The following is a 13,966-nucleotide window of genomic DNA, read 5'->3' as shown; positions in this document are numbered from 1 at the left end:
CAAGGCGATCGTGTTTTCAGAATTGCGAAACCGTTGTTTGGTAGGGATCTAGGACGATCGGCCACTGTGAGGAACCGAAACCATGACCGCCACATGCGAGGGGTGCCAAACGTCCCGTCCGCTCGATTTCGAATTCTCGATGGCATTCCAGCCGATCTACGATGTCGCGACCGAGCGGGTCTGGGGCTACGAGGCGCTGGTCAGAGGTCTTTCGGGCGAGGGCGCCTACGCGATCCTGTCCAAGGTCGAGCCTGAGCAGCGTTACCGATTCGACCAGGCCTGCCGGGTGAAGGCGATCGAACTCGCCAGCCGACTGTTCACGCCGGGCAGCGGAACCAAGCTGTCGATCAACTTCATGCCGAATGCCGTCTACGAGCCGGCAGCTTGCCTTCGCGCGACATTGACCGCCGCCCGGAAAGCCGACTTTCCGCTTGATTCGATCATGTTCGAGTTCACCGAAGACGAGAAGGTGGCCGATATCGGCCACCTCCAGAACATTATCGCCGAATACCGCCGGATGGGTTTCACCACGGCGCTCGACGACTTCGGTGCCGGCTATGCCGGGTTGGGGCTTCTCGCCGACTTCCAGCCCGACCTGATCAAGATCGACATGAAGCTGGTGCGCGGCATCGACACCTCGCGCGCTCGCCAGGCAATCATCGCGGCGATGTTGTTCGTCGCGCGTGAGCTCGACATTAAGGTTCTGGCCGAAGGCGTCGAGACCGAAGCCGAATTCGTCAACCTGAAAGCGGCGGGCGTGAAGCTCTTCCAGGGCTATTACTTCGCCAAGCCGGCCTTCGAGGCGCTGCCCGCTATCGGCCCGGACGTCGGCACGCAGGTCATGCGCCACCATTACGCGTGAGCGTTCGTTCGAGATCGGGCGACCCGGAGACTGACTTTGAAAGTCGATGAGAACAAGGGCGCCTTTCTCGGAACCTTTGCGCATCCTATACCCGCTCGATGATCGTCGCCGTGCCCATGCCGGCGCCGATACACAGTGTCACCAGCGCGAAATTCTTGTCCTGACGTTCCAACTCGTCGAGGACGGTGCCGAGCACCATCGCCCCGGTCGCCCCCAGCGGATGCCCCATGGCGATGGCGCCGCCATTCACGTTGATGATGTCGTGGTCGATATCGAAGGCCTGCATGTAGCGCAGCACCACCGCCGCGAAGGCTTCGTTCAGTTCGAACAGGTCGATGTCCGACAGCGACATGCCCGAGCGCTTGAGCAGCTTTTCCGTCACGTCCACCGGGCCGGTCAGCATCAGCGCCGGGTCCGAGCCGATATTGGCGAAGGCCCTGATCCGGGCCCGCGGCCGCACGCCGAGGGCCTCGCCACCAGCCTTGGAGCCGATCAGCACTGCAGCCGCGCCGTCGACGATGCCCGACGAGTTGCCGGGGTGGTGGACGTGGTTCACCGCCTCGATCTCGGGGTGGGCCTGGATGCCGACCGCGTCATAGCCGCCCATTTCGCCATGCATGGCGAAGGAGGCGTTGAGGCTGCCGAGCGACTGCATGTCGGTGGACGGGCGCATGTGTTCGTCACGGTCGAGGATGGTCAGGCCGTTCTGGTCCTTGACAGGGATGACGGACTTGGCGAAGCGGCCTTCGTCCCAGGCCTTGCCGGCGCGCTTCTGGCTTTCCACGGCATAGGCGTCGACGTCGTCGCGGGAAAAGCCGTATTTCGTCGCGATGAGGTCGGCCGAGACACCCTGCGGCATGAAGTAGGAGGGAATGCCCACCGACGGGTCCATGATCCAGGCGCCGCCGGACATGCCCATGCCGACCCGTGACATCGACTCGACGCCGCCGGCGATGACGATGTCGTCGGCTCCCTGCGCGACCTTGGCCGCTGCGAGATTGACCGCGTCGAGACCGGACGCGCAAAAGCGCGAAATCTGCATGCCGGGGGCGGCAAAGTCGTAACCGGCCTCGAAGGCGGATGCCTTGGGGATCACCGAGCCGGCCTCGCCGACCGGATCGACGCAGCCGAAGATGATGTCGTCGACGTTTTTGGTGTCGATGCCGTTGCGCTCGCGCACCGCCTCGAGAACCTTCGCGCCGAGCCGCACGGCCGGCACCTCATGCAGCGCGCCATCCTTCTTGCCGCGGCCACGGGGTGTGCGGACGTGATCGTAGATGAAGGCTTCAGCCATCGGGTTTCTCCGGTTTGCGGGCGCCCATGCCGCCAGGCGACGGCGCACCATACTCTGAGATGAAATCGTCGAAGACCCAGGCGAGCCGGTCCGGGTCGGCATAATCGTCGAGGCGCGACAAGAGCACCGTCAGGAGATAATTGTTCGACAGGCCATGGTCCGAATTCAGTGCCCGCAGTCGATCATAGGCCTCCTCCGTCAGCGCGACGGACACTTGCTTCGGCAACGGCAGGCGCTTGGTCGGCATCTCGGTCTCCTCGCGCCGAAGGTTAGAACGCGTCGGCCTCCAGCGCCATCATCGCCTCGGCCCCGGACGAAATGCGGGCGAGATGGGCGGCGCTCTCCGGCATCAGCCGTTCCATGAAGAACCGGGCGGTGATGCGTTTCTTCTCCAGAAACGCCGTCTGCCCGTCGGCTCCCGCGGCAATCTTCTCCTCGGCGATCTTTGCCATGCGGCCCGACATATAGCCAAGCGCCACGAGGCCGAAGAGATGCATGTAGTCGGTCGAAGCCGCGCCGGCATTGTCGGGCTTGGCCATGGCGTTCTGCATCAGCCACATGGTCGCCTGCTGCAGGTCGTTGAGGCCCTTCTTCAGCGCCTTGGTGATCGGCGCCATGCGCTCGTCGCCGCGATTTTCCTCGCAGAACTGGCTGACCTCGGCGAAGAAGGCCTGCACCGCCCGGCCGCCATTCAGGCCGAGCTTGCGGCCGACGAGGTCGAGCGCCTGGATGCCGTTGGCACCTTCGTAGATCTGGGCGATACGCGCGTCGCGGACGAACTGCTCCATGCCCCATTCGCCGATATAGCCATGACCGCCATAGACTTGTTGGGCCATGACGGCATTGTCGAAGCCCTTGTCGGTCAGGACGCCCTTGATCACCGGCGTCATCAGACCCATCCAGTCGTCGGCCGCCTGGCGCTCGGCCGCGTCGGCGGAGCGATGCGACAGGTCGCCCTTCAGCGCCGTCCACAGCACCAGCGCGCGGCCCGCCTCGTTGATCGCGCGGATGGTCATCAGCATGCGGCGGATGTCCGGATGGACGATGATCGGATCGGCGCTCTTGTCGGGCGCCTTGACGCCTGACAGGGACCGGCCCTGGGTGCGTTCGCGGGCATAGGCGACAGCGTTCTGATAGGCGACGTCGGACAGGGCCAGCCCCTGCACGCCGACGCCCAGCCGCGCCTCGTTCATCATCGTGAACATCGCCCGAAGGCCCTTGTGGGCCTCGCCGATCAAATAGCCGGTGGCGTCGTCGTAGTTCATGACGCAGGTGGCGTTGCCGTGGATGCCCATCTTTTCCTCGATGGAGCCGCAGACGACGCCGTTGCGCCGGCCGGGCTTACCCTCCGTGTCGAGGACGAACTTCGGCACGATGAACAGCGAGATACCCTTGACCCCCTCGGGCGCACCCTCGATCCGGGCGAGAACGAGGTGGATGATGTTCTCGGCGAGGTCATGCTCGCCGGCGGAAATGAAGATCTTCTGGCCGGTGATGGCGTAGCCGCCGCCGTCTTGCGGGACTGCCTTGGTGCGCAGCAGGCCGAGGTCGGTGCCGCAATGGGGCTCCGTCAAATTCATCGTGCCGGTCCACGATCCCTCGATCATGTTCGGCAGGTAGGTCGATTTCTGCTCGTCGGTGCCGTGGGAGGAAATGGCCGCGATGGCGCCGGCTGTCAGGCCGGGATACATGGCGAAGGCCATGTTGGCGGCCGACATGTATTCGCCAACGGCAGTGGCTAGCGTGTGCGGCAGGCCCTGGCCGCCATAGGCCGGGTCGAAGGCGAGACTTCCCCAGCCGCCCTCGCGCCACGTCTCATACGCATGCTTGAAGCCCGCCGGCGTCGTCACCGAACCGTCGTCGGAGCGGCGGCAACCCTCGCGATCGCCCTGCTGATTGAGCGGTTGCAGCACTTTTCCGGCAATGCGCCCGGCTTCGCCGAGAATCGCTTCGACCATGTCCGGCGAGGCCTCGGCGAATCCCGGAAGATTGCTGTAGCGTTCAAAGCCGAGCAGGTCGTTCAAGACGAACAGCGTATCTTCGATGGGCGCCTGATAGGTCGGCATGTCATTCCTCCGTCGCGGTCGGTCGGAGACGGTATGGATATCTTTTACGTAAACGTCAATAAGAGTGCCAACGTCTTCGCCGCCGGGCGCGCCGGCTGGCTCTCTTATCATACACCAGTGTGAGAGATTATGCGGGCGCGCCGTAAGGCGGTCGCGCCCGTTTGTGGCTATGGGGAGATTCGATCGGAATCGGCTCACCCAGCTTCACGGATCGTTGCAGGCCGATGCCGAGCGGGACGGATCAGGCGTCCAATTCGCCCAGTTTTTGGCGCAAATGGTCGATCGATACGGTCATCGCACGGATCGAATCCTCGATTTCATCCCGCTGTTCGTAGAGGATTTGCTGCTGCTCCTCGAAGCGCTCCAGCGCCACCTCGATCTGCTTCCGCTTGCCGTTGGGCTGGTGGTAGATCTCGATGAGCTGCTTCGCCTCAGTGAGCGAGAAGCCCAATGTTTTGGCCAGCAGGATGAGCCGGAGCCGGGTTCGGTCCCGGCGGCTGTAAAGCCGGGTGGTGCCACGGCGTTCCGGTGAGAGCAGGCCGCGATCCTCGTAGAACCGCAGTGTTCTCAAGGTGACGCCGAATTCCTTCGAAAGATCGCCGATTTTGAACACTGACTTTTGGGAGGCGGCCTCTTGGCTTCGGCCCAGCAGAAAATCGATGTCGACGGAAGACTCTTCGTCCGCCGTTTCGACTGGCTTCAAGTTTGGCATGAGCAGATTTCCGTATTCGCGCAAATTTCCAGAACGCACTTCGCAAAGACGCAGCGCGGTCAAACGGGGCCGCTGGACCCGCACCGGAACTGAATATCGCTTTAAATGAGGCTGTTACAAGACGCTGCGTCAATTCCCGGTCCAGTTTCGGGCCGGCTTATGCGGTTAATCCCTAACGAGATCGTAATTGCGTTAACCGATCATTTACCATGTTCGGGTCAGTTTTTCGAACTTACCGCGCGAGCACGTGCCGACGAGACCGAGCCGATCACGGGGCTCCAGCCGACCGGGAAAGCTGAGATGGCCGATCACACAAGACAGGGAAACGGTCGGAAGCCGGAGGAGGCTTCCTCGCTCGATGCGCTCAGCCGTACCCTGGAGGAACTTGAGCAGCGGCTCTCGCGCGTCACGGCAGCCAAGCAGGAGCGCGAGCGGCCGGGCGGCAAGACACCGGTGCCCGGCCCGGCGGAGGCCGGCGGTCTCACGAAAGCCGCCCGTCCGACCTTTTCGGACGCAGTGTCCCAGATCGTGATGCGGCAGAAGATGCTGGAGCGCGAGCCGGGGGAGCCTGAAGCTGGGCCAGCGCGGCAACGCTCGTCGGCCGAGGGGTACGGCGTATCCAAGGGCGACGACGCAGGTTCCGCGGCAATGGCGGACCTTGCCCAACAGCTTGAGCGGCTGCGTGCGGAACTCCGCGACGACATGACACAGAGTCTGCAGCCGCGTTTCGACGACATGCGGGCGGCCTTCGACGATCTGCGCAAGATGATCGCCGAACGGGCCAGTGCTGACCGAATCGATGCCGAGATATCCAAGGTCGACAACGGCCTGACCCGAATGGTCGACAATGGCGTGGATCACGAGACGGTCCGCTCGCTGCGTGAGGAACTAGAAGCGATCCGCGGTCTGGTCGGTGACACGGCGCGCGAGGAGAGCGTCCAGTCCGTCAGTCGCCGTTGGGACATGTTCGAGACCAAGCTTGCCGGACAATCGGAAGATGACAGCAAGGCCAGGCACGAGTTGAAGGACGAGTTGGAGCGTTTGCGCACATCGCTCGGCACGCTCGCGAGCGAGGAGCAAGTCAAGGCGGTCGAGCGCCGCTGGGACGAGTTCGAGGATCGATATCTGGCGGCGCCGGCGGCAGGCGAGGGGGCCGGGTTGTCGGATCTCCTGAAGACCGAGATGAACAATCTGCGCGAGAAGCTCGAGACGCTCGCCTCCGAAAAGTCCATGCGCGCCGTCGAGGAACGCTGGGGCGCACTCGAGGACCGATTCGCCTCGCGCGAGATCGAAGGCAAGATCGAAGCGATGGGCGAACGGATGGAGCAGCTCGAGGCCGCTCTCGCCAAACTGCCGGAAACCCTCGCCATCGCGCCGCTGGAAAGGCGGGTCCATACCCTGGCGGTCGGCATCGAGACTCTGGCCAAGCGCCAGCAGGACGAATTGGACCTGGATCACTTCGCCCTGCTCGATGAACGGCTCGACGAGATCTCACGTGCGATCATGGCGGCCGCACACCGCACGCCGACGATCGACATGAGCCCAGTCGAACGCATCGAGGCACGTCTTCAATCTCTCACCGCCCGGGTCGACGAACTCGCCGAAGACGGCGATTCGACGGTTCTGTCGGATCGCATCGGCGAACTCGCCGATCGGATCGAGGCGCTGTCCAGCGACAATGCGGCGCAGGAATTGGCCGAGCGGATCGAGCGGTTCTCGCTGCAGCTTGAAACTCTCGTCAGCGCGGGCGACGGCGACCCCGTCAAGGCTTTGGCGTTGGAAGCCCGCCTGCAGTCTCTTGCAGAGCGACTGGAAGAGGTCTCCGCGCCGCGGGTCGACGAGGAGATGGTCAAGGCTCTCGAAACCCAGATCGCGCGGCTGTCGCAAAAGATCGGCGAGAACGGCATGCCGGCGGCGATCGGCGATCCCGAACTCGACCAACGTCTCGCCGACATCGAGCGCCGGCTCGATGAACACCGCGAGGATATCATCGTCTCGGCACGCACGGCCGCCGACGAGGCGGTTCGTCAGATGATCGAAAGCGGCGATCTTCGACAGAGCGAACACGTCGCCCGTCTTTCCGACGATCTGCGCGCGCTGGAAGCCTTGTCGCGAGACAGCGGCGCGCAATCGGAAGATTTTTTCCGCACCGTGCATTCCACGTTGCTGAAGCTCGTCGAGCGCATCGATCAGATCGAGAGCGAGATTACCGGCAAGGGGCGCACACGCCGGGACGAACCGGTGGTCCTCGGAAATCCGCCGGCCGCCCCGACCGACGCGGCCGCGACATCCGCCATGGCCGCCGAGGCTTCAGGTCTGCGCGGGGTTCTCGCGCGCACCCTGAAGGGGAGAAAATCCGCGGTCGCGAGCAACACGGCCGATCCCGCCGCGCGGTTCCCACGGCGGGGCGACGATCCCGAACTGATGCTGTTCGACGCCGATGTCGAAACCCGCGAGCAGGCCACGTCCCATAGCGCCATGGAAGCGCCGTCTCTGGATGCCGCCGACATTTTCGATACACCGGAAGCCAACCGGCCGCTGGCGATCGGATCGGGCACGCCCGACATCACGGCGCTGCTCGAGCGGGTTCGGGCGCAACAGGCGGGTCGTTCGAAGGATGGCGGTCCAGACGGCAAGGCCGACTTCATCGCCGCCGCCCGCCGCGCGGCCATGGCGGCGGCGGCCGAGGCCGAAAGCCTCGATGGCCCGGAGCCGCACACCGCGGCCGGCAAGGTCAGCCTCACCGACATGATTTCGCGTCGCCGCAAGCCGATCCTTTTGGCGATTGGCGCGGTGCTTCTGGCGCTCATGGCCTTGCCGCTCGGCCAGGCGCTGACGTCGATTCCGGGTTCCGATGACGAATCCGGACCGTCCATTATCGCGGCCAAGCCGTCCGCACCGACCGGGAAGCCCGCCGCCTCCGTCGCCGCCACGGCGGATATGTCGAGCGACGATACGCGAGCGAAGCAGGCATCCGGTGTCGCGACGCCGTCGACGATGCCGGACGGGCTCGTCCTGCCGACCGCCACTTTGCCCGCATCGCAGGCCGAGAACAGCGAACCGGCCGGGCCGGCAGGGGCGGGTGAAGCCCGCGCGCCCGCCGGTGGTGACGCCATGCAGGATTCGCTGGTGAGCCGCTCCCTGGAGGCACAGGCCGGCACGGCGCCGGCCGCGGGCTCCGCGATCCCTTCCATGCCGGAAACCATTGGTAATGAGGCACTCGCTAGCGCGGCCCGTGATGGTGACCCGAAAGCGTTGTTCGAAGTCGGGTTGCGCTTGATGGAGGGGCGCAAGGACGAACCGGACGCCAAAGCCGCGGCGAGGTGGTTCATGGCGTCGGCCGAACGCGATTTTGCGCCGGCGCAATACAGTCTCGGCACACTTTTCGAGAAAGGCAACGGCGTCACTCGCGACACCTCTTTGGCGCGCGACTGGTATGTGAAGGCGGCAAACCAAGGCAATGTGCGCGCCATGCACAACCTCGCCGTTCTCTACGCGACCGGTGTCGACGGCAAGTCCGACCCGAAACTGGCGGCACGCTGGTTCGAGAACGCCGCCGAGTTCGGAATGACCGACAGCCAGTACAATCTCGGCATTCTCTACGCGCGTGGCGCTGGCGTGGAAGTCGATTTCATTGAATCGTTCAAATGGTTCTCCATCGTCGCGGCGGCGGGCGACGAAGACGCCGGGCGAAAGCGGGACGAAATCAAGAAATCCTTGACGCCGGCGCAGAGCAAACTGGCCGAAGCGAAGGTCGCGACCTTCAAGCCGAAACCGCGCGACGAAACGGTCAACACGGTCGAGATGCCGAAAGAGTGGACCGACAAGGAAAACGACCCGATCCAAACGTCTTCGATCGACATGACCCGGGCCGTCCGCAACATTCAGGCGATCTTGATCAAACTCGGTTATGAACCCGGGGCTCCCGATGGGATCGCCGGCGCGCAGACGACCGAGGCAATCAAGTCGTTCCAGAAGGAAGCGGGGTTACAGCCCAGCGGCGACATCAACGAGGCGCTGATCCGCGCTCTTCTGGCGCGCAAGGACGGCTAACGCCCACAGGGTCAACGGCCGCGCCATTGACCTTGACACACATCGGCGTTTGACAGGCGCGGGGGTTCGGGCCAAGACGGTTGGACCCGTTTGTCTTTCTGGCTCCTTCGAGCAAAGAGCCGACCCGCCGTGAACCTTTACCTTCCGATTGCGGAAATTTCGGTCAATGTCCTGGTCCTCATCGGGATGGGGGCGGCCGTCGGCTTTCTCTCCGGCATGTTCGGGGTTGGCGGCGGATTTCTGATCACGCCGCTCCTGATCTTCTACAACGTGCCGCCCGCGGTCGCCGTGGCGACGGGCGCCAATCAGGTCATCGCATCGTCGTTTTCCGGCGCGCTCGCCCATTACAAGCGCGGGACGATCGACCTGAAGCTCGGCGGCGTGCTTCTCGTCGGCGGCGCCCTCGGCTCGGTGGCCGGCGTGGCGTTGTTTACCCTGCTGCGCCGAATCGGCCAGCTCGATCTGGTCGTCTCGCTTCTCTACGTCATTTTCCTCGGCGGTGTCGGCGGGCTCATGCTGGTTGAGAGCATCCAGTCGATGCGACGGGTATCGGGCGGCGGCAGCGGCGAATTTCGTCGCTCGGGCAAGCACAATTGGGTGCACGGGCTACCGCTGAAGATGCGGTTCCAGCGCTCGAAACTCTATGTCTCGGTGATCCCGGTGCTGGGCCTCGGCTTTTTGATCGGCATCCTTGCCGCGATCATGGGCGTGGGCGGCGGTTTCATCATGGTGCCGGCGCTGATCTACCTCTTGCGGGTCCCAACCAACGTCGTGATCGGAACGTCGCTGTTCCAGATCATTTTCACGGCCGCTGTCACCACGGTTCTCCAGGCGGCGACGAATTTCACCATCGACATCGTGCTGGCCTTCCTCCTCATGCTCGGCGGCGTAGTCGGGGCGCAATTCGGCGCCGCGGCGGGGCGGCGGCTGCGCGGCGACCAGCTGCGAGCCCTGCTTGCCCTGCTCGTCCTGGCCGTCGGTCTGCGTCTCGGCTTCGAACTGGTGATTACGCCAACCGAATTTTATTCCATCAGCTCGCCCACTGGAGAGTGAGGATGACCGGCCGTCAACGCACTCGCACGCACCGCCTCAGCCCATCGTCCGGCTGCATTGCGGCCGCGCTGGCGGCGGTTGTCGCGCTGCTTGTCCCGGCTAGAGCGCAACAGGTGGAAAGTTTCGAAATCGGCCTGTCGACCAACGAGATCGCCATCACGTCGAATTTTACCGGTGCGCGGCTCGTGGTCTTCGGGGCGCTCGACAACGCCGATGCCCGTCTCTTGCGGCAACAACGCTACGATATCGTCGTCGCACTCGTCGGTCCGCGCCGGCCGGTCGTGGTGCGCAAGAAGGAGCGTACTCTCGGAATATGGATCAACCGGGGGTCGGAAACCTTCAACGCTTCGCCTGAATCCTATGCGCTCGCATCGACCCGCCCGCTGTCCGATATCACGCGCGAGAGCCTGCGCGTCAGCCTTTCCCTTGGGATCGACGATTTGCGGCTGAACATCCGCGATCCCGAGACCGTGGGCGCGGCGATAGTCACCGAACCGGTTGGCCAGGTGATCATCGGCGAATCCGCTGTCGACGGCGAGGGCGACCCTGTGGTCAACCGGGATCAATATGCGAGCGCGCTACGCCGGATCCGCATGGAGTCCGGCCTCTACAACCAGAGCTTCGGCAGTGTCGAATTCGTCAGTCCGACGCTGTTTCGCGCCGATCTGCGGCTCCCCGCCGATCTTCCGGTCGGCCGGCATACGGTGCGCGCCTATCTGTTCCGCAGCGGGGTGTTCATTCGCGGCGATTCGGAAGCGCTGGTCGTGGTCAAGACGGGTCTCGAGAGCCTGATCGACGATTTCGCCACCCGCTACGGCTTTCTCTATGGGCTGTTCGCGGTGGCGCTGGCGATCTTCACCGGATGGTTCGGACGGATCGTTTTCAAGCGCGATTAGTTTACTCGTCAATGACGAACACAGATTTAGAAACGCCCGATCGGTCGGCGCGACAGGTCGCCGAAACCCTCTCCGCTTCCACCGCGTCGGTCTATGCTTCCCACAAGACGGCGTGGACGCTCGGCGTCCTCGGACTGGTTCCTTTTGTGCTGATGGCGGTGATCTTCGCCTATGCCGGCCGGTCGTTCATCGCTTATCCGATGCTCGTCCTGGCGTTTTCCGGCTATTCGGCGACGATCCTCGCCTTTCTCGGCGGCATCCGCTGGGGGATCGGAATGGTGTCGCACGCGCATCGGCGCCGCGTGCTGATCCTTTCGGTACTGCCGTCGCTGGCCGGCTGGATCTTGCTGTTCGTGCCGAGCCCTTGGATCTTTGCCGGTCTCGCGGCGGCGTTCGCGCTGCAAGGTGCGTGGGACATGCTCGCGGCGCGGCGGCGCGAACTGCCCCCCTGGTTCGGCCGGCTGCGGCTGGTCCTCACCGCCGTCGTGGTTCTGTGCCAGCTCGTCGCCTTTGCCGCGACCTTTTGAGGCGTATCCGAGCGTCTTATCCGTGGCAGAGCGCGCGGAAACCGATCGGGTAGATGCGCGCCAGACCGATCACGTAGGCCTTGGCGAACCGAAGGTCGAACATGCCGTGAAAGGCGCGGTCGAGCACATTGAGCCCGCCGGTGGTGACGCCGAAGGACGGCAGGATCATCCGGTTGCCGTCGCTGGCAAAGCACGCGCCGCGCGTTGAGCGGCCCGCGCCGGCGACGCGGGCGATCGGATGCAGATGCCCGGCGACTTCGCCGCTTCGATAGTCCCGGCTCGGCTCGTGCCGGAAGAGCCACGGCCCGACGGCGATCTCCGCCAGGGTTTCGCCGCCGATCCGCGCCGGCGGCTCGGGGTCGTGGTTGCCGGTGATCCATATCCACTCGCGCCCGGCCATCAGGCGGGCGAGAGTCTCGCGATAGGTGGCCGGCATGAAGGCCGCGCCATGACGGTCATGGAACGAATCGCCGAGACAGATGACCCGCCGCGCGTCGTAGCGGGCGAGCGCTGAACCGAGCAGCGCCAAGGTAGCGGCGGTGTCGTAAGGCGGCAAAAAACTGCCCCGGCGAGCAAAGGCCGCGCCCTTTTCCAGATGCAAGTCCGAGACGACCAGCAGGCGCTCCGACGGCGCGTAAAGGACGCCGGACGGGTCGCAGACGACCGCCGCGCCGGAAAGAGTCGTTTCCAGCCCCTCGCATTCGGTTTGCCGCATCCGCCGCGCTAGCGCATTCATTCGCAGTGATCCGTCATCGTCCGGTGATTCGCGTTTCGTTCCTATCGAACCATTCATTCGGGCAAAGGCAAGGCGACGCAGCGTCTCGCAACGGCATGGGTTGATTTGAGCGCCGCGATCGGCGATGAGTGCACCGCACATAAGGACCCGCTCCGCGCGGGTGGCTATGCCGGGCGCCGATCCCCCGGCCAATCCAGACGCCACACTGACCGAACCGTTCCGCGGCACCGTCGCCCGGTCCGCCGCGGCGATTTGGCGTCCAGATGTCTTCGGAGCCGATGTTCTCGACTCGCAATCTTTATGCCGACTGGTTCGGCAACGTTCGTGGCGATCTCCTCTCTGGTCTCGTCGTGGCGCTGGCCTTGATCCCCGAGGCCATCGCTTTTTCGATCATCGCCGGGGTCGATCCGAAGGTTGGGCTCTACGCCTCCTTCTCGATCGCCGTGCTGACGGCGATCTTCGGCGGCCGACCTGGCATGATCTCGGCGGCGACCGCTGCGACGGCCGTCCTGATGGTGACGCTGGTCGCCGATCACGGCCTGCAATATCTGTTCGCCGCGACGATCCTCGCCGGCCTGTTGCAGCTCGTCGCTGGCTTGTTGCGCCTCGGCGACGCCATGCGCTTCGTCTCGCGCTCGGTGATGACCGGTTTCGTCAACGCGCTGGCGATCCTGATCTTCCTCGCCCAGATTCCCGAGTTGGTCGGTGTGCCGTGGATGACCTACGTCATGGTCGCGGCGGGGCTGGCGATCATCTATCTCCTGCCGCGACTGACCACCGCCGTGCCCTCGCCGCTGGTCACCATCGTGGTGCTGACCGCCGTGTCGCTGTTCTTCGGCTTCGATCTGCGCACCGTCGGCGACATGGGCGAATTACCCTCGACGCTGCCCTACTTCTTCATGCCCGACGTTCCGCTGACGCTGGAGACGCTGCGCATCATCCTGCCCTATTCGGCCGGGATCGCGATCGTCGGTCTGCTGGAATCGCTGATGACCGCCTCCGTGGTCGACGATCTGACCGACACAGGCTCCGACAAGAACCGCGAATGCTACGGGCAGGGCATCGCCAACACCGTCACCGGTTTCTTTGGCGGCATGGCTGGCTGCGCGATGATAGGCCAGTCGGTCATCAACGTGAAATCCGGCGGTCGCGGAAGGCTGTCCTGCCTGTTCGCGGGCGTGACGCTCTTGTTCCTCATCGTCGCGCTCGGCGATTGGGTGGCGGTAATCCCGATGGCGGCGCTTGTCTCGATCATGATCATGGTGTCGATTGGCACGTTCAGCTGGGATTCCTTCGTCAATCTGCGAACCCATCCGCGCCGCTCCAGCGCGGTAATGCTCGCCACCGTGATCACCGTCGTGTGGACCCACAATCTGGCCATCGGCGTTCTCGTCGGCGTCATGCTGTCGGGCATCTTCTTCGCCTCCAAGGTCTCGCAGATCTTCGCTGTGACATCGAAGTTGTCGGATGATCGGACGCACCGGACCTATCATGTCCAGGGTCAGGTGTTCTTCGCCTCGGTCGAGGATTTCGTCGCTGCGTTCGACTTCAAGGAAGCCGTCGACAAGGTGACCATCGACGTCGGACGCGCCCATATCTGGGACCTGTCCGGGGTCGGCGCGCTCGACCGGGCGGTGATCAAGTTCCGTCGCGGAGGCACCGACGTCGAGGTGCTCGGCATGAACGAGGCGAGCAGCACGCTGGTTGATCGTCTCGGCGTGCATGATAAGCCGGGCGCGCTGGACGAGTTGCCAGGGCACTGAGGGA

At 64.3% G+C, this 13,966-nt stretch carries 11 protein-coding genes and 1 other annotated feature; of the genes, 6 read left to right on the top strand and 5 right to left on the bottom strand.

All coding sequences use genetic code 11. The features are described 5' to 3' along the window. The first annotated feature begins 82 nt into the window (after nucleotides 1-82). Nucleotides 83-862, top strand: coding sequence for an EAL domain-containing protein (locus tag VSX60_RS02765; RefSeq protein ID WP_327622620.1), 780 nt, complete (start codon nucleotides 83-85; stop codon nucleotides 860-862). 85 nt (nucleotides 863-947) lie between these two features. Here the strand turns inward: VSX60_RS02765 and VSX60_RS02760 are convergent, their stop codons facing one another. From VSX60_RS02760 to VSX60_RS02745, 4 genes are all read right to left on the bottom strand, one after another. After that, on the bottom strand, nucleotides 948-2,156 hold the full coding sequence (locus tag VSX60_RS02760) for an acetyl-CoA C-acetyltransferase (protein ID WP_327622619.1): 1,209 nt from the start codon (nucleotides 2,154-2,156) through the stop codon (nucleotides 948-950). After that, nucleotides 2,149-2,403 carry a hypothetical protein gene (locus VSX60_RS02755; protein WP_327622618.1) on the bottom strand — a complete coding sequence of 85 codons (255 nt, stop codon included), beginning with the start codon at nucleotides 2,401-2,403 and terminating at the stop codon, nucleotides 2,149-2,151. Before VSX60_RS02755 ends, VSX60_RS02760 begins: the two co-directional genes overlap by 8 nt. A 22-nt stretch (nucleotides 2,404-2,425) precedes the next feature. Next, nucleotides 2,426-4,222 (bottom strand): acyl-CoA dehydrogenase C-terminal domain-containing protein, encoded by a 1,797-nt coding sequence (locus VSX60_RS02750; protein WP_327622617.1) that lies wholly within the window; start codon nucleotides 4,220-4,222, stop codon nucleotides 2,426-2,428. Between the two features lie 241 nt (nucleotides 4,223-4,463). Continuing rightward, nucleotides 4,464-4,997 (bottom strand): MerR family transcriptional regulator, encoded by a 534-nt coding sequence (locus tag VSX60_RS02745; RefSeq protein ID WP_327622616.1) that lies wholly within the window; start codon nucleotides 4,995-4,997, stop codon nucleotides 4,464-4,466. 237 nt (nucleotides 4,998-5,234) lie between these two features. Here VSX60_RS02745 and VSX60_RS02740 point away from each other — a divergent pair, with 237 nt between their 5' ends. The 4 genes from VSX60_RS02740 (at nucleotide 5,235) to VSX60_RS02725 (ending at nucleotide 11,463) form a co-directional block, all read left to right on the top strand. Further along, nucleotides 5,235-8,987: a peptidoglycan-binding protein gene (locus tag VSX60_RS02740; protein ID WP_327622615.1), complete on the top strand. Its 3,753-nt coding sequence runs from the start codon at nucleotides 5,235-5,237 to the stop codon at nucleotides 8,985-8,987. A 129-nt stretch (nucleotides 8,988-9,116) separates the two neighbouring features. Next, nucleotides 9,117-10,040, top strand: a complete 924-nt coding sequence (locus tag VSX60_RS02735; RefSeq protein WP_327622614.1) for a sulfite exporter TauE/SafE family protein — start codon at nucleotides 9,117-9,119, stop codon at nucleotides 10,038-10,040. A gap of 2 nt (nucleotides 10,041-10,042) precedes the next feature. Further along, complete coding sequence (locus tag VSX60_RS02730) at nucleotides 10,043-10,936, top strand: TIGR02186 family protein (RefSeq protein WP_327622613.1); 894 nt, start codon at nucleotides 10,043-10,045, stop codon at nucleotides 10,934-10,936. Between the two features lie 11 nt (nucleotides 10,937-10,947). Next, entirely contained in the window at nucleotides 10,948-11,463 is a 516-nt protein-coding gene (locus tag VSX60_RS02725; RefSeq protein WP_327622612.1) for a DUF3429 domain-containing protein, read from the top strand. 16 nt (nucleotides 11,464-11,479) lie between these two features. Here the strand turns inward: VSX60_RS02725 and pdeM are convergent, their stop codons facing one another. Then, the gene (pdeM, locus tag VSX60_RS02720; protein WP_327622611.1) at nucleotides 11,480-12,199 is read right to left on the bottom strand and encodes a ligase-associated DNA damage response endonuclease PdeM; all 720 of its coding nucleotides are present in this window, start codon (nucleotides 12,197-12,199) and stop codon (nucleotides 11,480-11,482) included. A gap of 140 nt (nucleotides 12,200-12,339) precedes the next feature. Further along, nucleotides 12,340-12,393 (top strand) — a sequence feature (sul1 is cis-regulatory element that is thought to sense ions involved in sulfur or methionine metabolism; They are found in Alphaproteobacteria). Nucleotides 12,394-12,477: 84 nt separating this feature from the next. Here pdeM and VSX60_RS02715 point away from each other — a divergent pair. Next, nucleotides 12,478-13,962 (top strand): SulP family inorganic anion transporter, encoded by a 1,485-nt coding sequence (locus VSX60_RS02715; RefSeq protein ID WP_327622610.1) that lies wholly within the window; start codon nucleotides 12,478-12,480, stop codon nucleotides 13,960-13,962. Nucleotides 13,963-13,966: the final 4 nt, after the last annotated feature.

Origin of the sequence: Aurantimonas sp. A3-2-R12 (assembly GCF_036016755.1) — a bacterium.
GTDB lineage: Bacteria > Pseudomonadota > Alphaproteobacteria > Rhizobiales > Rhizobiaceae > Aurantimonas > Aurantimonas coralicida_A.
Note: the sequence above shows the minus strand (reverse complement) of the source record. Positions and strands in the feature narration are given on the sequence as shown.